Source organism: Dysgonomonas sp. PF1-14 (assembly GCF_029892965.1).
Taxonomy (GTDB): domain Bacteria; phylum Bacteroidota; class Bacteroidia; order Bacteroidales; family Dysgonomonadaceae; genus Dysgonomonas.
Genome location: NZ_JARXWN010000022.1, coordinates 12,701 through 38,065 on the forward strand (window position 1 = coordinate 12,701; position 25,365 = coordinate 38,065).

The 25,365-nt window shown below is 37.0% G+C and carries 30 protein-coding genes; all 30 read right to left on the bottom strand.

Annotated elements, in window-relative coordinates; genetic code table 11:
- Window positions 1–128: 128 nt before the first annotated feature.
- A complete protein-coding gene (locus M2448_RS18660; RefSeq protein WP_280647906.1) occupies window positions 129–653 on the bottom strand; it encodes a hypothetical protein in 525 nt (174 codons plus the stop codon).
- Window positions 654–1,046: 393 nt separating this feature from the next.
- Entirely contained in the window at window positions 1,047–1,319 is a 273-nt protein-coding gene (locus M2448_RS18665; protein WP_280647905.1) for an HU family DNA-binding protein, read from the bottom strand.
- Between the two features lie 13 nt (window positions 1,320–1,332).
- Entirely contained in the window at window positions 1,333–2,091 is a 759-nt protein-coding gene (locus tag M2448_RS18670; protein ID WP_280647904.1) for a phosphoadenosine phosphosulfate reductase family protein, read from the bottom strand.
- Window positions 2,092–2,106: 15 nt separating this feature from the next.
- Window positions 2,107–2,637, bottom strand: a complete 531-nt coding sequence (locus M2448_RS18675; protein ID WP_280697210.1) for a hypothetical protein — start codon at window positions 2,635–2,637, stop codon at window positions 2,107–2,109.
- A 14-nt stretch (window positions 2,638–2,651) separates the two neighbouring features.
- The gene (locus M2448_RS18680) at window positions 2,652–3,338 is read right to left on the bottom strand and encodes a radical SAM protein (protein WP_280697212.1); all 687 of its coding nucleotides are present in this window, start codon (window positions 3,336–3,338) and stop codon (window positions 2,652–2,654) included.
- Between the two features lie 12 nt (window positions 3,339–3,350).
- Complete coding sequence (locus tag M2448_RS18685; protein ID WP_280697214.1) at window positions 3,351–3,779, bottom strand: hypothetical protein; 429 nt, start codon at window positions 3,777–3,779, stop codon at window positions 3,351–3,353.
- The gene (locus M2448_RS18690; RefSeq protein ID WP_280697216.1) at window positions 3,776–4,012 is read right to left on the bottom strand and encodes a hypothetical protein; all 237 of its coding nucleotides are present in this window, start codon (window positions 4,010–4,012) and stop codon (window positions 3,776–3,778) included. Before M2448_RS18690 ends, M2448_RS18685 begins: the two co-directional genes overlap by 4 nt.
- 40 nt (window positions 4,013–4,052) lie before the next feature.
- Window positions 4,053–4,229 carry a hypothetical protein gene (locus tag M2448_RS18695; RefSeq protein WP_280697218.1) on the bottom strand — a complete coding sequence of 59 codons (177 nt, stop codon included), beginning with the start codon at window positions 4,227–4,229 and terminating at the stop codon, window positions 4,053–4,055.
- Between the two features lie 78 nt (window positions 4,230–4,307).
- On the bottom strand, window positions 4,308–4,535 hold the full coding sequence (locus M2448_RS18700) for a hypothetical protein (protein ID WP_280697134.1): 228 nt from the start codon (window positions 4,533–4,535) through the stop codon (window positions 4,308–4,310).
- Complete coding sequence (locus tag M2448_RS18705; RefSeq protein WP_280697220.1) at window positions 4,532–4,957, bottom strand: hypothetical protein; 426 nt, start codon at window positions 4,955–4,957, stop codon at window positions 4,532–4,534. The genes M2448_RS18700 and M2448_RS18705 overlap by 4 nt, the downstream gene beginning before the upstream one ends.
- A 34-nt stretch (window positions 4,958–4,991) precedes the next feature.
- Window positions 4,992–5,276 (bottom strand): DUF4120 family protein, encoded by a 285-nt coding sequence (locus M2448_RS18710; RefSeq protein ID WP_280648070.1) that lies wholly within the window; start codon window positions 5,274–5,276, stop codon window positions 4,992–4,994.
- 14 nt (window positions 5,277–5,290) lie between these two features.
- The gene (locus M2448_RS18715; protein WP_280648071.1) at window positions 5,291–5,791 is read right to left on the bottom strand and encodes a hypothetical protein; all 501 of its coding nucleotides are present in this window, start codon (window positions 5,789–5,791) and stop codon (window positions 5,291–5,293) included.
- The gene (locus M2448_RS18720) at window positions 5,788–6,360 is read right to left on the bottom strand and encodes a hypothetical protein (RefSeq protein WP_280697222.1); all 573 of its coding nucleotides are present in this window, start codon (window positions 6,358–6,360) and stop codon (window positions 5,788–5,790) included. Before M2448_RS18720 ends, M2448_RS18715 begins: the two co-directional genes overlap by 4 nt.
- A gap of 148 nt (window positions 6,361–6,508) precedes the next feature.
- Window positions 6,509–6,907 (bottom strand): hypothetical protein, encoded by a 399-nt coding sequence (locus tag M2448_RS18725; protein ID WP_280647762.1) that lies wholly within the window; start codon window positions 6,905–6,907, stop codon window positions 6,509–6,511.
- 228 nt (window positions 6,908–7,135) lie between these two features.
- Entirely contained in the window at window positions 7,136–7,363 is a 228-nt protein-coding gene (locus tag M2448_RS18730) for a hypothetical protein (protein ID WP_280647761.1), read from the bottom strand.
- A gap of 101 nt (window positions 7,364–7,464) precedes the next feature.
- A complete protein-coding gene (locus M2448_RS18735) occupies window positions 7,465–12,345 on the bottom strand; it encodes an N-6 DNA methylase (protein WP_280647760.1) in 4,881 nt (1,626 codons plus the stop codon).
- Window positions 12,346–12,948: 603 nt separating this feature from the next.
- Window positions 12,949–13,734 (bottom strand): hypothetical protein, encoded by a 786-nt coding sequence (locus tag M2448_RS18740; RefSeq protein ID WP_280647759.1) that lies wholly within the window; start codon window positions 13,732–13,734, stop codon window positions 12,949–12,951.
- Window positions 13,735–13,876: 142 nt separating this feature from the next.
- The gene (locus M2448_RS18745) at window positions 13,877–14,068 is read right to left on the bottom strand and encodes a DUF1896 family protein (protein ID WP_280647758.1); all 192 of its coding nucleotides are present in this window, start codon (window positions 14,066–14,068) and stop codon (window positions 13,877–13,879) included.
- Window positions 14,069–14,070: 2 nt separating this feature from the next.
- A complete protein-coding gene (locus tag M2448_RS18750; protein WP_280647757.1) occupies window positions 14,071–16,182 on the bottom strand; it encodes a type IA DNA topoisomerase in 2,112 nt (703 codons plus the stop codon).
- Window positions 16,183–16,247: 65 nt separating this feature from the next.
- Window positions 16,248–16,520, bottom strand: a complete 273-nt coding sequence (locus M2448_RS18755) for a DUF4099 domain-containing protein (protein WP_280647756.1) — start codon at window positions 16,518–16,520, stop codon at window positions 16,248–16,250.
- Between the two features lie 27 nt (window positions 16,521–16,547).
- On the bottom strand, window positions 16,548–18,350 hold the full coding sequence (locus M2448_RS18760; RefSeq protein WP_280647755.1) for a DUF3945 domain-containing protein: 1,803 nt from the start codon (window positions 18,348–18,350) through the stop codon (window positions 16,548–16,550).
- A 275-nt stretch (window positions 18,351–18,625) separates the two neighbouring features.
- Window positions 18,626–19,399, bottom strand: coding sequence for a PRTRC system ThiF family protein (locus M2448_RS18765; RefSeq protein ID WP_280648050.1), 774 nt, complete (start codon window positions 19,397–19,399; stop codon window positions 18,626–18,628).
- Window positions 19,396–20,085 (bottom strand): PRTRC system protein B, encoded by a 690-nt coding sequence (locus M2448_RS18770; protein ID WP_280647753.1) that lies wholly within the window; start codon window positions 20,083–20,085, stop codon window positions 19,396–19,398. The genes M2448_RS18765 and M2448_RS18770 overlap by 4 nt, the downstream gene beginning before the upstream one ends.
- On the bottom strand, window positions 20,066–21,109 hold the full coding sequence (locus M2448_RS18775; RefSeq protein WP_280647752.1) for a hypothetical protein: 1,044 nt from the start codon (window positions 21,107–21,109) through the stop codon (window positions 20,066–20,068). The genes M2448_RS18770 and M2448_RS18775 overlap by 20 nt, the downstream gene beginning before the upstream one ends.
- Before the next feature lie 16 nt (window positions 21,110–21,125).
- Window positions 21,126–21,341, bottom strand: coding sequence for a PRTRC system protein C (locus M2448_RS18780; protein ID WP_280647751.1), 216 nt, complete (start codon window positions 21,339–21,341; stop codon window positions 21,126–21,128).
- A gap of 11 nt (window positions 21,342–21,352) precedes the next feature.
- Window positions 21,353–22,249, bottom strand: coding sequence for a PRTRC system protein E (locus tag M2448_RS18785; protein WP_280647750.1), 897 nt, complete (start codon window positions 22,247–22,249; stop codon window positions 21,353–21,355).
- Between the two features lie 23 nt (window positions 22,250–22,272).
- Entirely contained in the window at window positions 22,273–22,734 is a 462-nt protein-coding gene (locus tag M2448_RS18790; protein WP_280647749.1) for a hypothetical protein, read from the bottom strand.
- A gap of 28 nt (window positions 22,735–22,762) precedes the next feature.
- Window positions 22,763–23,308, bottom strand: coding sequence for an antirestriction protein ArdA (locus tag M2448_RS18795; protein WP_280647748.1), 546 nt, complete (start codon window positions 23,306–23,308; stop codon window positions 22,763–22,765).
- A gap of 703 nt (window positions 23,309–24,011) precedes the next feature.
- Window positions 24,012–24,563 carry a hypothetical protein gene (locus M2448_RS18800; RefSeq protein ID WP_280647747.1) on the bottom strand — a complete coding sequence of 184 codons (552 nt, stop codon included), beginning with the start codon at window positions 24,561–24,563 and terminating at the stop codon, window positions 24,012–24,014.
- Between the two features lie 74 nt (window positions 24,564–24,637).
- Window positions 24,638–25,249 (bottom strand): hypothetical protein, encoded by a 612-nt coding sequence (locus M2448_RS18805; RefSeq protein ID WP_280647746.1) that lies wholly within the window; start codon window positions 25,247–25,249, stop codon window positions 24,638–24,640.
- Window positions 25,250–25,365: the final 116 nt, after the last annotated feature.

Here is a 25,365-nt window from a genome sequence, read left to right on the forward strand (position 1 = left end):
GCCTGACTTTAAGCTTTTCTTTTTATTTTCAGGTTGTTATTAATAGAATGAAAATAATTTGAGAATATGGAAGAGATGGGAATTAATTTGTATTGGAATTATTTGCATGTGTTTTTAATAGTAATTAATCAACGGACTAAACAACAAATATCTTGTATTGACTCTCCTGTATCCTTCTCCTTCTTGTATTGTTGGCATTTAGCTTCTAGAAAATTTGTATTGGAATTATTATCTTTGGTCGGCTTAACCGTTACTGATGCATCAGAGATAAAAAAACAATCACTCCCCATAATTGTATATCTATTATCTCCCTGATAATAAATATTCACTTCATAGACCTTCTTAAAATGTAATGAAAAAATAAACGCTTTTGAGCCATCTGACATTCCGTAATAAGGAACAGAATGGTAATCCATAGCATTAATAGCATCAACAGATATTTCGATGGGATAATTAAATAGTTTATTAACAGTTTGTTTTATACTATCAATTATGATTTCATTTTCATCAAACTTTTTCTTAAATATTTCAAGCTCTTTCGAATGGGCATCTGTCAGATCGGAATAGTTATTCTTTAGTGCTTCTCTGCTACAAGCCCAAGGCAATGAGTGACACATGAATACAAGAAAGAAAAAACTGTTTACTTTACGCATAGCCGATAGTTTTGTGTAAGGAATATGCAATACGGCAACTCTATGATAATCAGAATACTTATAGGTTTTCCGCTTCGATAAATGTCAATATACAGATTAAAAACAGCACGCAGCCTATGTCACTGATCGACAAAAGATATTAGAACAATCGGTATTAAACTACCTTCAGACAGCTACCAATGTAGCGTGTTTCATTTAAAATGTGTGGGACATTTTTATCGAAGTATCACTACAACCCTTTAACAGATTAATGCACCACATATTGATAATATAAAATCCATCTTTAATGATGGTAATATTCAAGATAAACGTTTTAACTATGTGCCAAAACGATATAACGCTAAATACAAAAATACTAAATTTTACTGATATTTTTGATGTTTAATTATCCATTTATTTTTTCTCTATGGTAAACGCTTTAGATGCTTTGAAAAATGGAATATTATGAGCCGGAATAATAACAACTGTATTTTTACTGATATTACGAGCTATTTTTTCCGCCCTGCGTTTTACAACAAAACTACCAAAACCGCGAAGATATACATTCTTATTTTCAACAAGTGAGTTTTTTATTGTTGTCATAAGCTCTTCAACAATTTTAAGCACCAAGGGTTTATCTATTCCCGTATTTTTCGAAATTTCACTAACTAGATCTGCTTTTGTCATAAAAAATTATGTTTTAAACAAAAATACATGATTTTTCTCTTACCTCGTCTTCTTTCTGTGTTTTTTCATAAAAATCCTTTTCCAGGTCGAAGATAGTTTTTCCGCTGTTTCTCCTGAAGGGACGTTCTGTACGGGCTTGCAGTTCTTTTAATTTCCCCCAATAATCGGGCAGATATAGATATATGTTATATAATTCTTTCAGGTTTTTATTCCCGCAATTCCAGCAACTGACTCTATCTAAGATTTCATACAAGGGTATTCCGTTTTCCTCCCATGTATATCCTCTGTCATAACAGTATTGCAGGGCATCAGCTTCTGTTACACCCCAATCTACTAAAGGTAGTAAACGATTGGATCTCTTTTCTCTTTCAAACCGATGCGGTTCATCGGCTGCTATACCAACTAAATCCCAATTATTCCCTATATATTTCTTTAAGACATTCATCTTCTCACTTGTACCCCAGCGGCAGGGACCACCACACCAAGAATAGCCGTATTTATGAATAATATCTGTCCCTCGTTTCCTTACAGGTTTATCCAGCATCATCCATATGAAGGGCTTGTTTGGATGTAGTTCTGTAAATTTAATTCCATGTGTATTTAAAAAAGGAAGCAGCTTATCCCGTGTCCGATAAAGGGCTTCGAACTCCATTCCCGTATTAAAAAACACCGCCTCATCCACCGGATAGCCTTTTTCTATCAGCATATGCAGAAGACACAGGCTATCCTTGCCCATTGAGATGGAAACACATACACGCTTAGCAACAGACATCTTTAATGTACCGAGTCAGATAAGTGATTGAATAGAAGTATAAGAGCAGTCAAGCTTTAGTTTTCGACCTATAAATTTCTCAAAGGCATGTAGTAAACGTTTACCATGATCACAACTTAATCCGTATTCTGCGATGTCATCTTTTATAATATGCGATACAATCCGCTCCTCTGCCCAGCCTTTTTCTATAAAATAAGACCAGATCCAGTATCGTCGGGTCGGTTTTTTGAGCTTCATTTCATCCCATTCCAAATCTGTGGCCGGACGTTTATAGATTATTTTGTACCAATGGGTTTCAGCCATTCTCGCCCTGTCCTGCCAAGGCATCAGGTCTATAATAACGGCTATCTCTTGTTTCTTGATGCATTTATGGTGGGTTTTACGGATTCCATACATAACAACGGGTCTTTCCCAATCAGGATTTAACTCCCTGTAATGTAGGGTTTCGACTGTTTTCTTATAAATCCGGACCAAGTCCACTTTATCAAAAAACTCCCGGAGCCATTCTTCGGGAGTTTCGTACAAACTATTGGGAAATGTCGCCATAGCTATTTTTCTATCTAATATTTTTTCACATGGTATTTCACATAACTCCAAAAACAACAGCAATGACATAATTCATTTCCGGTTTGCCTCTGATAACTTAAATCGCCATTGCTGAGTATCATCCCTTCAGCATTCAGATATACGTTTCCTTCTAAATGATTTCCTTCGTTAAGGGTTAAGGGATGTATGTGATTTTGATTTCCGGAACAACTTCGACCTTCCTTAAAGAGAAAGATATAGTCTGCCTGCCCTCTTAATCCGAAAAAGGGGTAGCAACTTAATTTTTCAATGATTTCAGCATGGAACCTGTTATCATGGAAGCAGTCATCACTCATCTCCAGCATACGGAAATTTCCGGACATATCTTTCTTCTGCTGGTAATCATAGAGTTTTGAGCATATGGCGATAAACTCATCGGATAAAGAACTTTTGGAACCGTTGGTTACAATATAAAATTCATAGACTTCAATTTCAAAGAGTTCCACCTGTTTCAGTATATACCTGATTGCCTTAATATTCAGGGAAGGCTCGCCACCGGTTATATTGAAATGTCCGATACATCGGATATGTTTCAGTACATTCCTGATGTTGCTATGGCGGATATCGAGGTTCTGTGCATCTCCCCGCATACAATGACTACACAGCATATTGCATTTACGGGTTATTTCAATGGACAATGTCCTGAGTATTAGTTTTTCCATGAAATTTTAATATTAAGATCCCATTTCGATAATCCATGTGACTATAAAGTCCTTATTGCCTTCCGGCAAACAGAGTTTCTTCAATCCATCGATACCATCTACACAACACAACAAACCTTCCTTATCTTTTGATTGCCCATTCAGTCCTATCAGGCATTCGCCGTACTGGTTATTCTCATCCCGGTAAGTAATCTCACATCTGGCGCTTGCAGGTTTTTTTCCGGTAGCCTCTTTGTAGCTTCCGGACAAATAATCTACAGCCTGTATCACTTCTTCACAATCACTAAGCACAGTAGAACTATGGCAGTCTGTACAATAGCCATAATAGAAACTTTCATCTGAAAAATGGTCCAGAGCTTTATCCATATTGTTCTTATTCGGGTTAACCCATGCTTCACAGGTTACATCCTCTCCTCCACACCGGGTACATATTACTTTCATATTCTTATGCTTAATGAATTCATATCATTAGTAGTCCTCAATGCTACCCAGCTTTCTGTCAGGCAATCACAGAATTCATCATTGATGGCTATTATAAAATTTTCAAGACGGTATTTTACTATCTTATCCTGTCTTGTCAATTCATCTAATTGCTCTAAAGACAAGGTTTCTGACTCTTCACTGGAGAAATCACAAACCGGCATCACGTATATAAAAATATTATCTGTTGACATAATTTGAATGTTTTAAAATTTATTACTGAATACCTTACACTTACAGCATCGGAAAATCTTCCAATGCACAAATCAATCCGTCAAAATCTTCGTTTTCACTCAATACTTCAGCCATAGAGTTTACAATGTGCCTGTCTGTGCTATAATCCTCTGATAAAGACTTTAAATAATCGTTCCGGTCTTTATAGCCGTTTTCCTTGTAAATGTCTTTTTCCATCGTTTTATGATTTTATAAAAGAAAAAGCCCGGATCTCTCCAGGCAGTTATTATTATCTCATTATATGTTATGTAATTATTATCCCAAAAACAACGATACAGTTTCATCGCTTAGCTGATACTTTTTCTGCAAGCACCGCACCATTTCTTCATTGTCCTGTTTGAAAATAATCTCATATACGCTTGTATCCGCCGGATTGAACGGATGGTCTTCCTGCCATTGCTGTATCCATTGCAGGTACTCTTTGGTAAAATCGCGGATAGCCTGGACTTCTTTTTCTAAGGCATGGTTCTGTTCTTTATTCATCTTATTCTGAATTTACAGGTTATTTCATTATCAGCGGGTTCTGAGATTTCCGTTAATGAACACAGCTTATTTTCTTCAATAAACAGGATAGCTTCTTCTATCTCATCTTTCTCAAAACCGTCTCCTCCATCTCCATTGAATAGGGATATGAATAAATTGGCTTTCCATAAGGGAATTGTGATTTTTTTCATTTTTACACTGACTATTTTCTGCACCTTGAATAATCCACCCTTTACCCGGGCGAATTCTCCGTTTTCAAATTTTACATTCTCCTTTACCGGCAGAGTACCGGTCGTCTTATGCTCCGGTTTACCTTCAAACAAGCCTTTTATCACAATGATTCTTTCCCGACCGTCTCTTTTAGAAGAGATGAGCGGGACTTCTTTGATCCTGTCGATATAATTGATCCTTATTTTTCTCATAAAATACCATTTATCCAAATTAAACAATTATCAATCAGGTATGTATCTGCCAGCCTATTTCTGGTGTCATCTGTACAGCGAAAGATTCATCCGGGTTGCCATGAAACAACAGCCCTCCGTTCATGATGCGTTTTCCTGCATTATCCTTCAAATCAAAATAAAAAGATAGTGGCGCAAAGTCCTTATACAGATATACCTCACAATCGGCATTCATTTCATATTGTTTCAACCTGTCAAGACAGTTTTGCAAAGTCTTATCGGTTGTCTTCTTGGCATAAGCCATTGCCTCTTGATATCTTTCTTCACATTTTATTACCATAGTTCAATTGTATTTTATGCATTTATATTTACTTTTTTAAAAATATTCCAGAAGAGATGGATAGATTCCATCTTGCTTTTCTGGTAGAATGTTGCTGTAAAATCTTCTGCAAAGCCAAAACGCCTGAAAGTAATTTCCAGACAATAGTTATTGTCACAGGACGACTTCTCGCATTCTACTCCGGAAATGCTGATAACTTCCCCATCTTCTGCCAGTGTTTTGAAATCGATATTTACTATATCCTTTTTTGTCCTGTATATACCTTTTTCAAGACTGCATAAAGGATCACGGGTCTGATATCTGTTTAATTCCTTATTGCCCATTTTACGGATGTAGCTTGTCGATTCGTATGTAAACCATCCGTACCCGCAGCCGTGACGGTTACTTCCCTCGCTTCTCTGGGTAATTCTTTCCAATGAAACATTATCCGGGTATATTCCGATAACAACATATTCTATTTCCGGATGATCTGCGAAGGTAAAAACCATCCCTAATTCTATTTCTTCTTTTATCATAAGGCTCTGAGTTCAAAATCAGCCAATTCTGAAAGCTTATTGTAGTATTTATCGTAAAGCGGATTGAATATATTCTGATATTCCTCGGTGTAACATTCTTCTTTAGAATCGGCAAAATCTTCCGGCAGCTTGCCGTAAGTATCGACCATTTCTTTTTCCGCCAGATTACATGCCAATTCCATAATGGAAGAGTTCAGTGAATTCAGTACATTTTTTTCATCCATATCGTCAAACCAATCCAGAACATAGCCGATAAAATACAGGATATCGGAATACTGATTTTCTTCGATTATAAAGCCTTCTTTACGATAACCGGTATCATCGTCGATACCGTCTGCATAGATAGTTTCGTTTTCATCTATATATACATCGGTTACACAGATACTATACACGTCTTTGCGTCCCGGAAGGATCGCTATCAACGGATAATCGTCATCAGCCTCTTCTTCCTTTGTCCTTTCAAGGATAATGCGTCCGTCATTGTCTTTCAAAGTTCTAATTATCAGACATTTTGTCCTTTCGCAGATGGCTTCATTTTTTAGTTTAAGCCTGTAATATTCCTGTTTCATCTTTCTTATATTTTTATTAGTTAGAAATCTCTCATGCTGAATATAATCAGCTAATAATATGTTCTAATGAGAATGATTTATTTTTTTTAATCATTCCCGATGCTGTTTTTAATCCTTTTGTTTTTTCATATTTCCTATTTTTGTTCGATTAAAATTCCCGTATCTTGAAAATTGCATCTATATATTTCCGAAACACACCTTTCATAGGCTCAAAATACTCATTATCAGAAGGTATAGAATCAAGCCGAAATACAGTCATTGTTTCATTTAGAATCAGATTTTTCGCTTTTTCACTCATACTACGCTCAACTTTTATCCTGATTCCTCTAATCCTAATATCCGAAACAGGCGGCCTTTCTAAATGTTTCAGTGCATTCTTTACCCGGATATTTGTAGCACCATCAGTATAACTTATCGTTATTTCATCATAATTTCCCGCTGTATTAATATCAATCTTAAAATCTTGATGGGGAAAATATACGTTTAATACCGTGTGAACATCCCTTAACAACTTGTTCTTCGTTTTCTGTACGACAACTGTTTCCATCTTCTTTTATTGTTTTTAATTAATGAATCAAACACTCCCCTCGCTGGAAGTATCCGGTTATTCTAATGCAAGACTGCTAATTGAAGCGTATAGGAAGTACAAGGTTTTTCTGTTAAATACGACCTGAAGCGAAGCGAGGTGTGGAGATTTAACAGAAAACGCTTTAGCATACCTTGTAATTCCTAAAACGTGAAATAACTTTGCATCGGAATAACCAATATACATTGTCTATATAAGGATAACCTCTTCTTCTTCGATGAGTTCTATGTGTTCTTCTTTTGGAAATTCCTTCTTTTCCGCATCAGACAGTGCACGTTGAATTTTACGGTCAAGTACAGACAGTTCACTCTTCAATTGCTCTAATTCCGATTCTTTCCTCCATGGAGTATCTACTATTATTTTCAGGGATAAAATGTCTTTATCTAACCTGTTTATTTCATTTTTATAGTTAGCCATCAGGTTGGGAATCTTATCCAGAGCACGGATGAAGTTGGAAGCGGCTAATAAGAAGTCATTTGCCAGTATCCCGTTGTTAAACGAATACTTACAAGCCCCCTCTATAAAGAAACGGTTGTACTTCCCTTCTTAGAGTGTTGCGTTTTAACGAGTATCTTAAAGTTTAGCAATGTACCTATCTCTGTATATTCGCCGGAAGTCTCTGCTGTTTTGTCAATTTCCAGCAATTTGGCTCCAATAGCTTCCGCATTATCGTTTTTATCAAAGTCATACAGCATAATGGGATTGGGGCGTTTGCCATCCTCTCCTTTTGGAAGTTGATTATCCAATATTTCCATATCGGACTCCAGTCCGGACAGGATACGTATTTTCTTTTTAGCTTCTTCCTGAGAGTAGTATAGGGTTTCTTCTGCGGTATTCCGCTCTTTTCGATATATCAGTTGCTCGCTTTCGAGATAAGTTATTTTCCGCTCTAACTTTACCCTGTCTAATAAATCTGTATTACCGGATATGATGGCCATAAACTCGGCATAATTCATATTGCCATCTTCATCCATTGCACCCTCATCAATGGTACGACTACCTAATGAGTTGGTTTTCAACTGACGAATAAATGTTTGCTTACTCAGTAACAGATTAAATTTATAGGTATCTAAGCTGTTTTCACAGGCATACACGTAGTTATCTACTTTATTATTAGCATAATCCTTTGCTACTATATTTCCTTTACGCACGGTTCGTCCGGTGCGCTGCTCCATGTCTTTGGGGGTCCAGGGAATATCAATATTATGTGTAGCGACAGCCTTATCGGGTGCATCCACTCCGGTCCCCAAACTTGTCGTGTGTCCGACCATCACACTTATCTTCCCAGCCTTCAAATCCTGGATAAGTTCTTTTCTGTGGTTCATATTACGGGCTTCCTGGATAAACCGGATTTTATCAGAGGCAATTCCATAATCCTCAACTAACTTCCTTTTTAATTCTGAATAGACATTCCATTGGTCCGGCTTATAGGTTCCCAAATCACAGAATACAAATTGTGTTCCTTTGTATGGTTTATATTTTTCATAATATGCGGCTATCTTTCCGGCAGCCTGCGACAGCTTATTATCGGGATGATCATGGTATTTGTCTGAATTAATCAGACGCATATCCAGAGCTGCTTTGCGGGCTAAATCCGTAACAACTAACATACGTCCGGACCGGGAACTTTTATAATCAACTCCCGGACGGTCTATCAACTCGCCGTTTCCGGTTTTAGCAAATTCAATCAGTATCTTTTGGAATTCTTCCTGCTCAGGAGTAGATTTCGTAGGATAGAGAATTACATTGTTCTCGGGCCTTTCTATATTTATATCTTTTGCGGTTTTATAATCTGTTATCTCCATGAAAAAACTTGCCAATTCCGGTACGTTCTTATAATAGCGGAATCTTTCTTTTGATTTAATTTCATTGGTAACGGTAAATTCGAAGTCGGAGGTCTTTTTAGCATATACAGCCGCCCATGCGTCGAATGTACGGATGCCCTGCGCTTCTAAGGCTTTTGGACGTAAATATTTAAATAACAGGTATAACTCAACTAATGAATTACTTATTGTTGTGCCGCTCAGGAAGGTTGCTCCTAAATCTTTATCGTTTCGGGATTGTATTGTCCGGATAGCTGTCAGCAGGTTAAAGGCTCGTTGGCTACCTTGGGGGTCGCCAAGCCCTGCAACCCTGTAGAAACGGGTATTATAGGCCAGATTTTTAAAGTAGTGAGATTCATCGATAAAGATATGGTCGATGCCCATTGTCCTAAAGTCGATCATATCATCCTTCTGTTTTTGCATTTTATGATGAAGCTCTTTTAGACGGACTTCGAGATTTTCTTGTCGTTTTTCAAGTCCTTTCAGCAATTTAGGTGTTTCTTTCCCTTTTGTCAATTGAAGGTAAGTACGTAGATTTTCTCGAACTGAATCTAATTCCGACTGGTAAATATCTTTTAATGTATCCATTGATTGCGGTATTTTGAAAAACTGCTCGTGTGTCATAATGATGGCATCCCAGTTATTATTCTGCATCTTCATAAAAAATTTCAAACGATTCTTTTTTAAGAAATCATGTTCGGTCGCATATAGTATTTTATCATTGGGATATGCTTTTGCATAAGTTTCCGCAATTGCGTATGTATTGCTTTTCAGCCCGACGATGATTGGTTTGCTTACCATTTTCAGGCGTTTCATCTCATGGGATGTAATACAGATTGTCAGAGTTTTACCTGCTCCGACCTCATGATCAACGATGCCTCCGCCATTGGATTTGAGCATCCATACCGTATCATATTGGCTGTCATATGGTTTTTCAATGTTTAACGGAGCTAATTGCAGATCAGGGAAAGTCTGAAATTTACCGTCATATTCAGGCTTTACCCGAGCATTGAACCTTCGGTTATATAGGTCAGCCAATGTATTCTTTACATCTGACGGCTTCCCATTTAGCCAATCAGTAAAGCCGGAACGTATGGATTCGATTTTATTATTGGCAGATTGCATGGCCTCCGAATCAGGGACACGGATATCTTCACCTGTCAGTTTATTCTTGCCGATAACTTTAGTTATCTTAGGTATTGTGTTTACTAAAGCATGCTCAAACAGTGTAATTCCGTTAATAAGGCGGGTTTTTCCATCTTTTACATTAACAGCATATTGTTGCCTGATTTCTACAGTATATGAATCTTTGGCTTCTATATGGAAATTATCCAAATCTGACAAATAATAAATACTTACTTCCGTATTGAAAATCGCTGAGGCATATTCACTGTAATAGCTTGTAGGAATCCACCTCTCTCCCAGACTAAACTGAATATCAGAAAAAACAATAGGGACAGGGATAGCTTTACGCAATGTTTCCAATGATTCCTTACAGGGATCTATATCTTCTGCTTCAGGATTTTCATCTATATATTTTTCAATTTCATCAGCTTTAGCTATAACATCGCCCGATATAAACCCTGTCTTATATTCGTAATCTCCGGATAAGGGGTTATAATATATCTGTCGGGCAAGTGCATCCTTCAGTTCTTTAACAGACTTACCGGAAATTGATGACATATAATCCAAATGAACATATCCGTAGGTATTCAGGCTGGAAGCTAAAGCCTCATACGGGTCATCAGTTTCCAACCTCTTCCCGGAGAGAAGGGTTACAGGTTCAGTAAATATGTCGGCAAGGCATTTTTGTCCGTTGAAATAAGACTCTAAACCCAAGACTTCTTTCCCGTACACATCCAACGGTATCATTCGGTAATTGCTCCGGCTGTTCAGGTCTCCGTGCTTTTCTGTAAATAATTTATATTTTTCGTTCAAATCATACCGGAGTACATCGTTTTTTTTCTGTTGTTGTGATTCATAAAAATACAATTCTAAATAGGTATCTCTCAGCGGTATGTAATCCATAAATATGGATACTTGTTTTGCTGTCAGATCCAATGGGTGGAAATGAGCTTCGGGATTACCATCCCTGTTTTTTCTGAAACGTAATGCTCCGATTTGTCCTTTATCCAATACTAAAATATCTTCTTTATAGAAAGTGTATATGTTTTCAGTATATAAACGGGGCCTTTTCGTATTTTCCAATAATATTGCAGGCTCGATGTCATCCAGTACCGAAAAAAGTGATTCCGTTGTATAACCGGTATCAGAAGAAACCTTCTTGCGTTTTTTAGATTCTAACTGGCTCTGTTCTTCTGGTGGTATTCCGAATAGTTCATATAGGCTGATAACCGAGTCATCTACACTATTTTCTTCCGTTTGTTGCTCAGTTATTAACGCCTCCTTCTCCGACAATAATTTACAATCATCAAACAATTTCCGGTTAAAATTCAGTTGGCAATCGGTTTGTATCATAACAGAAAGATTATCAGCCAACGATTGCATATTCTTATCATAATAGAATTCTATGGACGGGCATCCATAGGGGTTAGTACCGTCAACAGCACGGGTATGGAGAACCCGGCTGAAATCCATAAAATAATTATTAATGCTCAACCCGTTTCCAAAAGTACGGGTTTCGATAAAGTTTAGTTCTTCCGGCATCAGAACTACTTTACCGATATCTTTTTGAAGGATAATCAGATCGCTTCCTACTTCTACATTGGCTCCTTCTTTAAATAGGTTATTGGGCAAACGAATTGCCGATAACAGATTACAACGTTTCATCAGCCATTCACGCAGACTTTTATTACTCGGCGTATCCATGATGCCCTGAGAGGTAATAAAGGCAATAATCCCTCCGTTACGGACCATATCGGCCGCTTTCATGAAAAAATAGGTGTGTATAGTTTTACAGAACTGTTCCTTTATTTTATCTTTACTGTCAATGTAACCGGCATCGAAGACGCGGTAATCACCGAAAGGAATATTGGAAATAACTAAATCATAAGAGTTTTCATGGTCCTTATCCAATGATTCAAAAGCATCGATATGGACAGAAACAAATGTATCATCTTTATATAAAGCCTGTAATATCTTTCCTGTCAGTTTATCTTTCTCACACGAAACGATACCGGGATGGCCGAAAATCCGGCAGGCTTCCAGAAAGATCCCGGTACCGGCGCTGGGCTCTAAAATATTTAATGGAATAACTCCGGATTGATGAAGGGAGGATGTTATGGCTTGAGCCACTTCATAAGGGGTATAGAAGGCAGATAAAACAGATTTTTTCATACTGTCTACATACTCCCGATATTGGTCATTGTCTTCGGAGTATTTGTTTATTACTTCATATAACTGGCGACAACCACCAAACAGATGTTGTTCGGACTTTGGCCATTGTTCAAGATATTCATCTTTTTCACACTGTCGCAGGATGCATTTCAGACCTCCGAATCCCGAGAATTTTCTCAAAAACGATTTTTCCTTATCAGATGGTAGTTTAGAACCTGTTTCAAATGCCGTTTGTATCGCCAGAATATTATCCTGAAGATGTTCTTTCTTGTTGTACATATTTCTGCATATTTAGATTTCAGAGGGCAAAAGCATGCTGTGTTCAGGATATACAAGGTTTCAGGGCTAAATACCAGCCTCGCTCATGCGAGGTTTGGAGATTTAGCCCTGAACCGGCAGGCACTGACCTTGTATATCCGCCCGGAAGACGGCATATCTTTGCCGAATGAAATCTAATAGGCAGATTTTATCTTTTATATTTTGCGAATCCGTAATATATTATTTACAACAAGGGACATATCTTCTATACAATACTCCCAATAGGGGTTTCCGCAAAAAGGTTACCTATCTTGCCGATGATGCCATTTTTGCAACTAATAAAATATCTAAGTATTGTTTTTAATGGAAATCCTTATGTATATATTTTTCGCTTTAGAAGGAGAAAAACAAGCAAAGAGGAAGAACATAAATTCCGAGGTCATTTTTTTTTCTAAAAAACATCAGCCTGTTTTGAATTTACTTAAAACAAAAATCGGACTACCGAGAGTTGTGGTAATCCGATTATATGCTATTTTCTAAATCAGCCTATGCAAATGGAATAAAAACAATATTAAGATTTATAAAAATATCACTAAGCATTAAAATCCCAATAATAAACATTTTTCAACTTGGTGTCTCAGCACCGGCGTTGTGGGTTATATCATTGAAACATTTTGCTATATATTGATTATTTGATTTAACTATCTCATTATTTATTTTTCTGTTTATTAAAAAAAACCAGAATAAATAAATAATAACAAGCAATATGGATATTGATGAAATAATAAGTAATAGCACAGTCATATCAGAGAACACTTGATTTTCATAAACAGTATTGCTACCTCCAACACCCATGGGGTGATCATGACAATCAACGTGACCCGGACCGTCTATTATTTTTACTTGGATACTATCATAGACACATTCTACATTACTTTTATTGGGAATATCAATTGAGTCTTTTTCTAATTTTCTAAAAACATTTAGGAGTATTGCTAAAGTTGCAATTACAAAAAATATTATTATAAAGCTATTTAATTTTTTTCGTTTTATTATCTGAACTTCATAATTACCTCCTAGACGATCTAATATATCTTCTGCCTTTCTTATCTTTATTGAATCCCTGTATATTTCAGATCTTTTATATAGATAATTTATGGATTCATCTATAATTAAATTTATATGAATTTCATTTATGTTATTTTCAAAACATTCTGCTCGAATAATCCTTATTAAAGTTTGACGTGTTAATCTTTCTTCATAATATACTATATTAGTTACCCTATCAACTATTATAGCTATAGTCGCATGTTCCCTTTTTTCTTTCCGAGATACCATATCCCATACTGCAACCATTGAAGTCAATAGCGAAAAAAGCAATACTATGTCACCTAGAAAAGTTGTAAACATAACACAAGTTTAAAGATTCTCTAAGATAACAATTTATATTTTAATAATCAAAAATATATTAAATATTCTTTATATAAATATGTGAAGCACAGAATGTTGATCAGAATCTCAATTATTTAGGGTTTTGCCAGAATTATTACCGCTAAAATTCATCAAACAGAACATTCAAAGACAACTCATAGGCTGCGTATTCCTTTGTATCTGTTTCTTGTAGTAAATAGACATATAGCTCTTCGGCCTCCCGGCTTCGGGCTTCGACAAACAATCTATCATCCGCCAGTAGCGGATGATAGATTGATAAATAATGGAATAGTATGTTATAGAAAAAAGACATGATTAATTTGCGGTTGATTCTGTGTTGTTATCTTTCTCTTCTTTTTTCTGCGGAAACCTGAAAACAGGCCTGCCTCCTTCAGTAAATTCGATATATGCGTCAAAAGCATTGCCATTTTTTCCCTTAAATCCTTTAATTAAGGGGGATTTACTTTTGTTAAATAATTCGCTCAGCTGATTATCAGTTAGTGTTTTACCACATATATCCCGATAAAATGTATAGCGACATTTCGAATAATTGCATTTGGCTATTTTCTGATGGATGGTTATTTTTCCCAAACGGCACTTCGGACAGACATAAGGGGTTTCAATATGTGTATTCTCCGCCTTGATTACACTTACTATTTCATCCGTAACCTGTTTAGTATGCACTACCATCCCATTCAAGAAAGTCGTGTAATAATCCGGAGTTTTTTCTATCTTGGCCAGCGCATTCTCCCATAATCCCGTCATCTCTACATCTGCAATGCGCATGGTCTTGATAGAGTTATATAACGCCATTCCTTTTTTAGTGGGTATCAGGGATTTTTTATTCCGGACTATATATTCCCTGTTTAATAAAGTCTCAATAATTCCGGCTCTTGTTGCAGGTGTACCGATGCCACAGTCTTTCATTGCCTGCCTCGACTCCTTGTTTTCAACTTCCTTTCCTGCATTTTCCATAGCAGACAATAAGCCCGCATCTGTATACAGTGGCTTGGCTTTAGTACTTTTCTGAAGCAGGTTATGGCTCTCAATATGCAAGTACTCTCCTTCTGTCAGCTCAGGAAGTGGCTGGTTGTTATTTACGTCTTCGTCAGGAGCGTTATATACATTCCTCCAACCCTTATCTTTGACTACCCAGCCTTTAGTTTTAAAGAGCATATTATCGCAAGAAAATTCTGCTTCCGTAATGTGTTTTAGACATGCACCTGAAAAGGCTTCCAAAAAACGTCCGGCAATCAATTCATAGATGATTCGTTCTTCTTTACCTATCTTGTGAGGTATATTCTCTGTGATTAACAGGGCATGATGATCTGTAATTTTTTTCCCATCCACTGACCGCTGATTTAATTTCATAACAGCTAATAAAGAGGCATAGTGGGAAAATGCAGAATAAGACTTCAGATTGGCTATCAGATCGGGAACAACCTCAAACACGTCTGAAGATATATACCTGCTGCTGGTACGTGGATAGGTAATAAATTTACCTTCATACAGCTTCTGTGCAACAGATAATGTTTTTTCAGCACTAAAGCCATATTTTGTATTGGCATCTTTCTGAAGGTTAGTCAGATCGTAAAGTAAGGGAGGTTCTTCAGCCGTTTGCTTCTGCTCTAACTTTGACAGTTTAGCGACAGAATAGGTTTTCAGATGTTTGTACAAATCTTCCGCTTCCGCTTTATCGAAATAATCAGTTATTCCTTTTACCGGAAAAATCGCGTCATCCTTCCGTAGCTTTATTAACATCTGCCAGTAAGGTTGGGGCTGAAAATTGACATTCTCCTGATATCTTTTACATATCAAGGCTAATGTCGGTGTCTGCACTCTTCCTAATGAATTATTCCCATCGCCTGAACTCAGACACAACGCCCTGCTCGCATTGATCCCGATTAGCCAGTCAGCTTTACTTCGGGCTTCCGCAGCAAGGTACAGGTTATCATAAGATGTCCCGTCAGCCAGATTTTCAAATCCTTCTCTTATTGCTTTATCGGTCAGAGAGCTTATCCAAAGACGGGAGAACGGCTTTTTGCATTCTAAGTAATTATAGATATGGCGAAATATTAGTTCTCCTTCTCTTCCAGCATCGGTTGCTGCTATAATTTTTTCGCATTTATCAAAGACTCTCCTTATTACAATCAATTGCTTACTTGCTGTACCATCTGTCTGATATCCTTTTTTAGTACGTTTTTTACGGGGAATAAGTTTAAACGGTTCGGGAAGAATGGGAAGGCTTTTCAGACTGTAACTATCTATCCCATAGTCCTCGGGATAGGCTAACGACACTAAATGCCCATAAGCCCATGTTACCAGATACCCGTTCCCTTCTATATATCCGTCTTTTTTATGAGTTGCACCCAACACACGAGCGATATCCTGTGCTACGCTGGGCTTTTCTGCGACTATTGCAATCATTTGATTTTTGTTTAAGATTGTTATTAGCTCTCCGCATTCCTGCGGAGAGCATAAATACTGAATGATTAATTCGATGAGTTGTAATCCGGCGTTATGCCGACAATCTCAACAATAGGGGTTTCTCCCTGCTGGATGATTTGTAGGGTGGCATACAGATCAACATCGACACCGAGCAGCATCAAATGGATATTAATTACATCGGTTTTTTTGCCGTTTAATAATTTTTCCAAATTTCCACTTTTTTCCAGTTCATCTTTGAAAATATTAATCGCTGCCAATTCATCCCACTTCACGTCCGTTTCTTTGTAAAGGCTAGGTTTATTATTGTTATTATTCATTTAAAAAAAAATTATGGTTAGTACTGATTATGACATTTTACGTCCTTGAGTTTTCTTCGGTTTGTTTTCTTTCTGCTCCTTGACAGTTTCACGCTTTCCTTGTTTATGGTCTGCGGCGTCCTGTCTGTTTTGCTGGGCTTTTTTAGGTTTATCAGGATCTTCGGGAAAAGTACGAATGCTTCCATTATAAACTTTGGCATAAGCACTGAATTCTTTCTGGTCATATCCTTTCATTCCTTCGATTAGGACGGATTTACCGTCTTGCAATTTGGCCCGCTGCTGACCTGAAAGGACAACACCATAGATTTCCGCAGGGATTTTAAATTCCTGCCTTTGTGTAAAGTCATCAGGGCTTTTGGCATATTGGGGACGACCGGTTTCCTGATCAACTTTCACATAAGAAGAAAACTCCTGTCCCTGGCGATTTATCATTCCGTCAAGGAATATAGGTTCACCACGACGAAGGACATCACGCTCATCTCCGGTCAGTTGGACTCCGTTTATCTCTTTAGGGATATATACTTCCCTATTTCCTTCCGGTGTATCTGGATTATACAATGTGAAATTGGGACGACTCGTATGTTCATCCTTTTTGATAAATGAAGACCAAAGAGTACCGTCATTCTTGCGTTCCATATCTTCGACAAGGATTGCCTTCCCTTCATTATAATCTTTCAACTGTTGAGGACTAAGCTCTACGCCTCCGAAAGACATTCCCTGTTGATTTTGTTGCGTATTGTCGAAAATATATTCGATACCTCTTGTGTTCGCATTGATCTGAATGTCAGCCTCAAATTCTTTCCCACTTTTAGCTATCATCCCGTCGAGATGGATTTTTTTCCCTTCCCGTAAGTCCTGCTTTTCCTGATCAGTTAATACCACACCCTTTATTTCATCCGGAATATATACACGGTCTGCTCGTGTACCTACAATCTCATTGGTCATTTTATCGATACTGATAAGATATGGATGGTATTCATTGTTACGGTCTTTGAGTTCAACCGCACGCCCCATGTTTCCGGATTCCCGGAGGTTATTCTTGTCTTCTTCTGAAAAGATATGTCCGAAATAGGGGCGGTTTAACTGCGGCTCCTGCCTTACTCCGTGTACAGCCATAATAACCTCCCCTTTCTGATTTTGTTGAAGGGAAAGCCGGGCATCCATTTTAATGATAGCTGCACCTAAATTTATCGAAAGGGGAATCAGGTTTCTTGATTTATTCCCGTTCAACAGGTTGGACAATTCTCCCTTGTCCATTAAGAATTGTTTTGAGATACCTAAATCGTCTAGTTTTCCCCAATTTACCATCGATTCATTAAATCGTGGGGGTCTTTCTGTTGTATCTTGTACAACTTGCGGCTCGGTCTGATTTTGTTTTGCCATTTCTTCTTGATTTTTATGATTACTATTTTTATTTGTTGCAGATTGTGTAGGAGCAGCATCGATCTGATACTTCTCTGCGAAAGCATCAGCGGCTATGGAACGGTTACTTGCTCCTTTAGCTAATTCATTTATCAGGTCAAAGCTGTTCCTAAAAATATTTAAGGGGACCTTGAGTATTTTATATTGTGTGGGGGAACGCGCCTGAGCATAAAAATTTTTTACGGTAGTAAGTAGGACATCTAAGGCATCGGAATTATGACCTATTTGCAAAAAATCGTTCTGATGCTCTTTGTCGGCTGGAACAGTCTGTATTTTACCGTCTTTATCTACTTTTTTAACCGCTTGGATAGTTTTCTCTTTTTCATTCATCACAAGAAGTATATCCATCAACTGCTCATCGGCTGCTATTGCATGACTCGTATCCGGCTGTTTTTTTTGATCTTCCATATAATTGCTATTTTGAGTTTTATTAAATTTCAATCAAAAATAAAACACATTTTCACACAAACTACTGATTATTAGCAACTTGTCGATATTTGTCTCCATTTGTCGATATTTGTCGTACTTCGAATGAAAGAGACAGTGTTGGGATAACTTGTAAAGCGGAAAGAATACCGTCGAAAAAGATGGATGGCAGGATCATTACGAAAACTAAAAAGGAATAAAAAAAGGGAGGACAAGCTTTAGCTTTCCTCCCTCACTTAGACGAAATCACGATACTATCAAATATTTATAGGGTTTACATTCATCGATTTCAAATTCAAAAACAACCCTGCTTTGTCGGTCATCCCTGTGGATAGCATCTGCCACAGCAGGTCGCAACCTAATGTGGCTAATGACGGATTTATAAACAGGTTTTGTTTTGTCAAGGCTTCCATAGCAGAGCAGGAAGGACCGGTATCTTTCTCGTCTATCTGCGTCAAATCGAACATCTCGGTTATGATAGGCAGTTTTTCGATGAATCTGTATTTTTTTGATTTCGGCTGCTCAATTTTAGAAAGCGTACCTATAATTACCTGCCCTGTATCTTTCAGATTTCCGAAGTCCATCCAATAATATGGTTTCTTGTAAGGTTCAAAATGATGGTTGTCTCTTTTATCTTTGATTATTTTGGAAATCGTTATCCTCGACTTGACATTATCAACACAAGACAGGTATATATTACAGGGGACATGAGTATCTTTCGTGAAATATTCAGGAATGCCCTCCCATGACGATCCCTGAATCCTGTTTATACGGCTTATCAATGTTATTGCTTTGTTCAGACCGATATCGGCACCACTGAAACGCTGACGCCCTTTATTAGCTTCTGTTATTAGATCGGGATCATAGGCATAAACCATTATTCCTGGATGTCCCAGTGTTTTCAGACAGGTGTCGATTGCCCCCAGATGTCCGATAGCATGAGAGCCTGTCCCTCCGCAACCTATTAATGCTACAGTTACCTGATGACTGGGATTTATCAAGCAGTCTGGAATTTTATGCATGGCCTTCATGATAATAATTGGTTTAATGTTTTTGTTGACGGGATTAATTCGTCCATATCAAATTTGGTTTTTGATTTTTTTATAACCGAAACTAAGTTATGTTTCGTCGGATTCTGAGAGCCTCCCAGATGGGTAAATGTCGTCAGCCAGAATTTTTTCTCCCAATAAGCAATAAAGTCAGGATAAGAAGGGTTCTCCGGATAGTCGAGTGTAGCACTTCCCAGACAGACACTGCCTTGAGTTGTATTGAAAAATGGTGCATGGAATAGTTTATCTTTCGGCTTGTCTCCTTTAAAAGCATATACATCCAGGTGTTCATTCGATACAACATAGAGAATACCCGGAATATAATACTCCCCGTCGGGTATATTCAAACTTTCAGTGAAATACATCATCTGTTTCTTAGGAGGTTCATACCAAACATACCTGGTTTGCCCGATCCGATTGTCGAAATATAATAGATTTGCAGGCACACGTCCGTGCGGCATAGATATTTGTTCTTGTGAGAATGAACCAACCAACTCGGAAATACACTTTTCTGAAAGAGGTACGCCGGAAAGCATCCGTCCATTTTCATCAATACTATGAGATTCAAGATAGGTATATCCATGAAGGGTTCCATAGACAACTAATGCCATCCGGGGCACTAAGACATCTTCCGAATAACTGATGTAATCATATGTAGTATAACTCATGGTTTATTTTCTTTATCCAATTAATAAAATTTATAATATAAGGATCTAACTCCAATGGTTTTTTGATATATGGGGAAATAGTTTTCACTCCTGCACTAAAAAAATCAAAGCCGGACTCCTGAGCATTATCATTCAGGAACTCAAGAAAACTTTCTTCAATTCCATCATCATCATAAATTATAACTAATGAGTGTTCAATACCGACAGTATAATAATTCTCCGGATCAATATCCGGCTGCATACACATACTGCCAAGACAACGCCTCTTTCTTAAAAATTGAAGTCCTTCACTAATTAACTCCTTCCACCTCTTTTCCCGCTGGGTATAAGGCTCGAACATCTTGAGTTTTTTTTTCAATCCTTTAAAGCTGCATGGCTTATCTGGATCGACCTGCCTTAATGTTGCACAAATATCTCCTTTGCGATACCGGTTTACCAAATTTATAAATTCATCTTCAGGATCAGAATCACGTTCAAAATACTGAAAAGCAAATTCAAAATATTGGTTGTCAAGGAATGAATCCAAACCATATTGTTTTTGTAGCAAACGGAAAAATTCGATCAGCAACTCCTTGAAATCTCCGTCTGTTTCTTCTATTATTTTGCAAGGAAGATGAAACAAGTACCTATCATTCCGCATATCAACAATCTGGAATTTAAGAATACCGTCCTCTAAAATCAGACGGTATTCTTGTGTATTAGGGAGTAAAAGCCCCAGTTGCTCGCCGAGTAAGGACAAATTTCCATTTTCCTGCGCAATCGTCATCGGCTTGCCAAGTAACCGGGCATATTTTTTTACCGAGTTATTCAGGTAACGATATCGGGTTGCACTATAAGGATTGCAGGGACTATCCGTTAAAGGACGTGTCTTGAATACTGTTTTCAGAAAATCATGGCTTGGTTTTCTGACCGAAGCAGTCTCCGTTTTACCCGGACAATGCCCCTGATCATCGATTTGCGTTCTTCTTCCGATAATAGTATTTTCCCCAGCCGAGCATGTAACTGATTGAGTTCCTGTTCGCATTTCAATTTAGTTTTATTCATCCTTTCGTCCCGATTGTGGTCTTTACCTTGTACACATATTTATCATCCTCGTAAAAAGGACCTGTAACCGTAGAGGTCGTCAGTTCGGGATGAATACTTGAGTAAACGGCCATCGCTTCATCAATGGTCATATCTGGATCTTGAAGGGGAATTCTCACACCTTTTTTCTCTATTACTAATTCCCTGGATACATCTTTAATTTCTAATGCCATAATAATTGTATTTATTGGTTTATAGTTTGATATTCTTGTTGCATTTGCTGGAATTGTAAGAACTTCTGATACATATCCGCATCGAATGCAGGGGCTTCAGCTGCCATAGATTTTGCTTCTTGGGCAGCGTCTTCTACGGATGTCTTACCGGGTATAACTATAGTAGTTAACCCATTCGTATTTCCTTTACCAAGAAGCTCTGCAAATTGGTCTACTGTCGAAGGCGGATTATTTAAAACAGCTTTTTTTACTTCATTTTCCTTAATTTGACCAGGTTTAGCTTGCTCATTTAGCTTTTCTAACTCGTCCATTGCGTCAAAGGAATAGGCGTTATCGTCTTCTTCCGCTTGAATACCATCATTATCGTCCGAATCAGAATTATCCTGATCAACGTTTAGCATATCTGTTGGGGTGAATAATGATTTTTGTCTCAAGATCCCGTCCAATTCAAAAACTTTCGCTTCAGCTTTTTTATTGGTTTTATCTGCTTCAAATATCTTTCGATAGAGTATCAGGGCTTCCGGTATACGCCCACGTTTCTCTAGATTTTCAGCTTCTTCAAATTGCTTTTGTACTTTACTGTTTATCTTCCCTTTTTGTGCTGAGGCATTTTTACTTCCTTCACGCTGTATATCCAGATCTGCCTTTTCGATTGATTTGCTGAATTGTTCTGCATTAGAAATTAAACCAACAGCTTTAGGAATATTCGCAGCAAATACACTCCAGAAACCCTTATCCAATTCTTCCGGCGTACCGGTTACTGAAAGGGGCATCAGTTTTGATTTGACAGATTCATTGACCAACTTAGAATCGGGTAATGCACAGATGGTCAACTTCTCTCCTTTTTTCAAAATCGTGATGTTTAGAATCTGTCCGTCCTGTAATAATTCAAATGATTGTTTAAACATAATCGTCTTTTTTAATGGGTTAATTAATTATTAAGTCTTATCATGATATAGCCTATCTTGTCAGCGTAGTTATACATGAAATTTTTTATATCATATTCGACAAGATAGCGGCGAAATCTCTTTTCGGTTATATCTTTGATGATTAATGTTATACCTATCATTTTGGATATTTTCTGTTCTACATCATACAGTTTACGTAGGTTATGTTTTAATGTCGTTATGCCGCAGGACTTAACAATTGCTTCTTGACTCCCAGCATTGCCCCACATCCCGATTATAGCGGTCTTAGACTGCACGTCGTACCAGCCTGTCATTCCATAGACCTTACACAATTGATACATTTCTTTTTTTGAGATATACGACACAGACAGGTAGTTATCGTCATTTTCTACAACTTTTACCTTGAATCCTTCTGATTTAAGCAACCGGATGAATTGGTTTCTTGACAAGAGTTTAATTTCCTGTAATGTTAAATTAGTTTCCATCTGATTTATTGTTTTTAATGGTTATTATTTAATCATTGATTCTGATATTTTTAAAAACATAGCCGTCTATAAACAGGTACATATCCTTGAAGAGATTTTCAGTATATCCGGTAAAATCGAAACAAGGATATGATTTCTCATTAATACCGAGTGATTCCCGGGCAATATGATACCCGAAATGGAGCGGACTCTTATATTTGCCTTCCATACAAAATTGAAAAGCCTTGAAAATGGATTCAGGTGTTCTGGTAGTTAAGTCTGGTTGCTGGTAATTAAACCACCGGGAAAATATCACCTGCTCTTGCGGACATAATTGCTGAGCTAGACGGATAATATTAAATATATCCGGAGAAATCCAGTGATGGCTGATATAGGCATCGGGGATATTCTCATAATCGAAATATAAACAAACTGGATACGGCTCATCCGTATGGAGGTATTCACATGCCGTTCTAAATTCTTGCAGGCTGTTATAATGGATAAGGTACAGCCAATCACCGCATATATTGTTTAGAGAGTTCTTATAATCCGTAATTATATATACTCTTGCATCAATTATATTTATTTCTTTCATATTCAAAAATTTATATTTAACAGACTCTTATTTTTTTAGGACGGACAAAGTGCGTGTGCAGGGATGTCAAGTTTTTACCGAAAAATACAAGCCCGGCGGTAGACGGGTTGGAGATTTTTCGGATAAAAATGAAGTGTAACTTGACATCCCGGAAAGAACACGCAGTACCTTTGCCGTCAAAAAATAAGAGTCTGTTAGTTATAGATTTCGCCTTTCTTTCCTTAACCGGAATCATGGAATAAAGCAGTGCTAATATTTTATCGGGGTTCAGTTTTATTGACTGATTTAGCCTAAGTAAACCAAAACCAGAAAACGTGCCGAAAGAAAGAATACCGGGCAGTAAGCACAGACAGGTTATTTTACATAAATAAAGTGAAATTTATATGCAGAGGAAGAGCAAGCAACTTTTGTCCCCTAATAAAATACCAGGAGTAAAAAAACAGGCTTTGACTTGGAAAGAAGTATGTGTTGATTTTGATTTTAAGATCTCTTTTTTTTAATGCGTCAGAAGTGGCTTCGCATACTATGTCCCTTTGGCTTAAAATAAATTGTTCGGAATGACAAATTTTTCAATGAAAAATATTTGTATAAATATTTTTCATTGAAACCCTTTATGGGCCTGAATTTGTCCAGTAACGAACAAAAAAATAACTTCGCCAAAGGGACATAGTATGCGAAGTTAGACTTTCGTTTTTTGTAACAACTATTGTTTGATTTGTTTCTGCTTTACAATCTTATTTTTCTCAGCTGTAAAGTAAAAAATATCGGTTCGCTTTTGAACGGGATTTCCTTGGGGAAATACATATGAGTAGTGACAACGTACAGGTTGTAACAGAACTTTATCGGAGCTTTCTTTATCGTAGACAGAACTAAACTGTATACTACTAACAGAGTCAATCCGATGTTTCGTATCACGTATACGTTTAGTACTTATATCAATCATCGTACTTGATTTTATCCGGGATTTATTTTCCCGGTCCAAGTCTTTTTCCGATGATTTTAATAAATGATCTAAATTCTTAAGTAATAAAGCTTTATCCGACTCAAATATTTCTTTCAGAATTTCAAGACTGTCGCTTACTGTTATGGGTGCTAATTCCTCAATCTCAATTGCTTCGAATTGTATGTCCGTCCAGGTGCCATGCCTGTCTGTCTGGGCATAATCACTGATTAATGATTCGTATGGATTACCTTTGGTGCAACCGACTGCTAACAGAAAAAGAACGCCGTAAATAATAAAATATATTCTTTTCATGGCTAGTATTTTAAATTTAACAAGGCAAATATAAACAATTATATATAATAATGTTTATATAGTGCAGAAAAAAATCACTCATTAGGAGAAGGTATCAAAGATAGAAGAGTATCTTTTATTTGTTTTTTCAGATTTTCTATTTGGATATTATTATCCTTTGAATCAGCGATTTTCGATGCATCCTCTAAAAACAAGTAGAACAAACCACTTAAAAGCATATTAAATACGGATGAAAAATCAAATCCGCAACTTTTATTTATTATTTTATTGATTTTATCGATGTAAGCCATAGAGTTTATACTCCAAGATGCACCTGCCCTTTTTGCTAAATAATGCCTTGAATGAATGTTCCAAAGAGCAATTTCTAAGATAAATCTATCTGAATTCAGCATATTTATAATTTCATCAAAAACTTCGCATATACTATTAAAGATATCGTCTTCTTTATATTTTTGATGAAAAATATCTGCAATCCAATAATCATATTTACGGATTAATAGGTCAAGCAATTTTTCAAGATTATCATACCTTTCATAAAATACTATGGGATCTATATTCAATTCTTTTTGTAGTTGATTCAATGTGATATTCTCAAAACCTTCACGTATAATTATTTCTTTCGACTTGTTTTCAATCTGTTCATATATGATGCAATCTGATCTCCCAGTCCCATTCTTTTTTGCCATTTTCAGTACGTTTTAGTTTTGGATTGTATGAATAAAATACAGAAGTTATTTTTGATTAAACAGTGTAAGTTCCACTTCATTTCAGAAAACAAAAAAAGCGTGGAACAAATATCCCC

Bases quoted from the DNA above. Each gene is read 5' to 3' on its own strand.
- M2448_RS18660 (WP_280647906.1), bottom strand. From the start codon at position 653: ATGCGTAAAGTAAACAGTTTTTTCTTTCTTGTATTCATGTGTCACTCA.
- M2448_RS18665 (WP_280647905.1), bottom strand. From the start codon at position 1,319: ATGACAAAAGCAGATCTAGTTAGTGAAATTTCGAAAAATACGGGAATA.
- M2448_RS18670 (WP_280647904.1), bottom strand. From the start codon at position 2,091: ATGTCTGTTGCTAAGCGTGTATGTGTTTCCATCTCAATGGGCAAGGAT.
- M2448_RS18675 (WP_280697210.1), bottom strand. From the start codon at position 2,637: ATGGCGACATTTCCCAATAGTTTGTACGAAACTCCCGAAGAATGGCTC.
- M2448_RS18680 (WP_280697212.1), bottom strand. From the start codon at position 3,338: ATGGAAAAACTAATACTCAGGACATTGTCCATTGAAATAACCCGTAAA.
- M2448_RS18685 (WP_280697214.1), bottom strand. From the start codon at position 3,779: ATGAAAGTAATATGTACCCGGTGTGGAGGAGAGGATGTAACCTGTGAA.
- M2448_RS18690 (WP_280697216.1), bottom strand. From the start codon at position 4,012: ATGTCAACAGATAATATTTTTATATACGTGATGCCGGTTTGTGATTTC.
- M2448_RS18695 (WP_280697218.1), bottom strand. From the start codon at position 4,229: ATGGAAAAAGACATTTACAAGGAAAACGGCTATAAAGACCGGAACGAT.
- M2448_RS18700 (WP_280697134.1), bottom strand. From the start codon at position 4,535: ATGAATAAAGAACAGAACCATGCCTTAGAAAAAGAAGTCCAGGCTATC.
- M2448_RS18705 (WP_280697220.1), bottom strand. From the start codon at position 4,957: ATGAGAAAAATAAGGATCAATTATATCGACAGGATCAAAGAAGTCCCG.
- M2448_RS18710 (WP_280648070.1), bottom strand. From the start codon at position 5,276: ATGGTAATAAAATGTGAAGAAAGATATCAAGAGGCAATGGCTTATGCC.
- M2448_RS18715 (WP_280648071.1), bottom strand. From the start codon at position 5,791: ATGATAAAAGAAGAAATAGAATTAGGGATGGTTTTTACCTTCGCAGAT.
- M2448_RS18720 (WP_280697222.1), bottom strand. From the start codon at position 6,360: ATGAAACAGGAATATTACAGGCTTAAACTAAAAAATGAAGCCATCTGC.
- M2448_RS18725 (WP_280647762.1), bottom strand. From the start codon at position 6,907: ATGGAAACAGTTGTCGTACAGAAAACGAAGAACAAGTTGTTAAGGGAT.
- M2448_RS18730 (WP_280647761.1), bottom strand. From the start codon at position 7,363: ATGGCTAACTATAAAAATGAAATAAACAGGTTAGATAAAGACATTTTA.
- M2448_RS18735 (WP_280647760.1), bottom strand. From the start codon at position 12,345: ATGTACAACAAGAAAGAACATCTTCAGGATAATATTCTGGCGATACAA.
- M2448_RS18740 (WP_280647759.1), bottom strand. From the start codon at position 13,734: ATGTTTACAACTTTTCTAGGTGACATAGTATTGCTTTTTTCGCTATTG.
- M2448_RS18745 (WP_280647758.1), bottom strand. From the start codon at position 14,068: ATGTCTTTTTTCTATAACATACTATTCCATTATTTATCAATCTATCAT.
- M2448_RS18750 (WP_280647757.1), bottom strand. From the start codon at position 16,182: ATGATTGCAATAGTCGCAGAAAAGCCCAGCGTAGCACAGGATATCGCT.
- M2448_RS18755 (WP_280647756.1), bottom strand. From the start codon at position 16,520: ATGAATAATAACAATAATAAACCTAGCCTTTACAAAGAAACGGACGTG.
- M2448_RS18760 (WP_280647755.1), bottom strand. From the start codon at position 18,350: ATGGAAGATCAAAAAAAACAGCCGGATACGAGTCATGCAATAGCAGCC.
- M2448_RS18765 (WP_280648050.1), bottom strand. From the start codon at position 19,399: ATGAAGGCCATGCATAAAATTCCAGACTGCTTGATAAATCCCAGTCAT.
- M2448_RS18770 (WP_280647753.1), bottom strand. From the start codon at position 20,085: ATGAGTTATACTACATATGATTACATCAGTTATTCGGAAGATGTCTTA.
- M2448_RS18775 (WP_280647752.1), bottom strand. From the start codon at position 21,109: ATGCGAACAGGAACTCAATCAGTTACATGCTCGGCTGGGGAAAATACT.
- M2448_RS18780 (WP_280647751.1), bottom strand. From the start codon at position 21,341: ATGGCATTAGAAATTAAAGATGTATCCAGGGAATTAGTAATAGAGAAA.
- M2448_RS18785 (WP_280647750.1), bottom strand. From the start codon at position 22,249: ATGTTTAAACAATCATTTGAATTATTACAGGACGGACAGATTCTAAAC.
- M2448_RS18790 (WP_280647749.1), bottom strand. From the start codon at position 22,734: ATGGAAACTAATTTAACATTACAGGAAATTAAACTCTTGTCAAGAAAC.
- M2448_RS18795 (WP_280647748.1), bottom strand. From the start codon at position 23,308: ATGAAAGAAATAAATATAATTGATGCAAGAGTATATATAATTACGGAT.
- M2448_RS18800 (WP_280647747.1), bottom strand. From the start codon at position 24,563: ATGAAAAGAATATATTTTATTATTTACGGCGTTCTTTTTCTGTTAGCA.
- M2448_RS18805 (WP_280647746.1), bottom strand. From the start codon at position 25,249: ATGGCAAAAAAGAATGGGACTGGGAGATCAGATTGCATCATATATGAA.